Source organism: Vibrio sp. 10N.222.55.C6, assembly GCF_041473395.1.
In the GTDB taxonomy this organism is placed as follows: domain Bacteria; phylum Pseudomonadota; class Gammaproteobacteria; order Enterobacterales; family Vibrionaceae; genus Vibrio; species Vibrio crassostreae_C.
In genome coordinates this window covers 1-527 of record NZ_JBFRSD010001196.1, presented here as the reverse complement: position 1 = coordinate 527, position 527 = coordinate 1, and the positions used below count along the sequence as shown (strand labels likewise).

Sequence of the window (527 nt, the reverse complement as noted above, 5' to 3'; positions counted from 1 at the left end):
GCTATCATCTAGAACACCAAACTTTGCTTGTAGTTCTGTATTAAAGAATCGGTAATTATTAAGCGCATTATCCGTATCACTCTCACCTGATGCCATTGGATATACTTGGTGAACTGTAGAGTCATAAGGTTGACTTAGGTACGCAATATTATTTTGATTTGTAACATTCCACTCAGGGTCACCTTGCATGAAGTATTTGGGGTAAAAACGGCCGATAGTTTTAGACCCAGTGACACCTGAATCACCATTTGGAGGGGCAATGGTGCTATAAAAGTTACCCGTTTCAATTGCAACCAATTCAAAACTTCCTACCTCTGAGTAGGTTAACCCATCAAGTTGGTACCCACCATTTGACTGATCACTAATTGAAATACTCGGAGATATCGTGTCGGGCATCAAATAGCCAAGTACACCCTCACTTGGTGTGTCTAAATAATGGGAAACACTGATCGAAGCTTGAGACACAAAATAATTCGAAGGAACACCTACATTATTTGAACATACGGAATTTACATTAGCTCCGGTAA

General features: G+C 39.8%; 1 protein-coding gene. It reads right to left on the bottom strand.

The genetic code is table 11. The features are described from left to right. Positions 1-527, bottom strand: a 527-nt coding sequence (locus AB4486_RS28155; RefSeq protein WP_372120120.1) for a DUF6701 domain-containing protein, incomplete at both ends; no start/stop codon positions are given.